The 318-nt window shown below is 61.3% G+C and carries 1 protein-coding gene; it reads right to left on the bottom strand.

What is annotated here, in order from left to right; translation table 11 throughout:
* A partial coding sequence (locus tag AC1DHL_RS30270) for a type IV secretion system protein (protein ID WP_478164402.1) occupies positions 1-306 on the bottom strand: 306 nt, incomplete at its 3' end.
* Positions 307-318: the final 12 nt, after the last annotated feature.

The following is a 318-nucleotide window of genomic DNA, read 5'->3' as shown; positions in this document are numbered from 1 at the left end:
GGCGGTACCGTCAGTGAGCGTCCAGTACAGAGAAGAGGACACGCTGGCCGCGCCGGTGGCGATGCCGATGATGAGCGTGGCCTTGAGCGCATCGCCCACCAACGCCATCATGGGCTGTTGCGTTCGGCCGGTGACGATGCGGTATCCCTGGAACAGGATCCACACCGTCAGCAGAATCAGCCCGATCGCGCCGACGAACTGCGCCATGCTCGTCAGCAGGTTCCACTGGAAGGTATTGATCTCGTCGCGGAGGTAGTCGTTGATCAGCTGGAAGAAGACGAAATTGCTGGCATCTGTGATGGGCATGGGTCAGCGGCC

Source organism: Variovorax sp. 10L426 (genome assembly GCF_056395305.1).
This window is presented reverse-complemented; position numbering and strand designations above follow the sequence as displayed.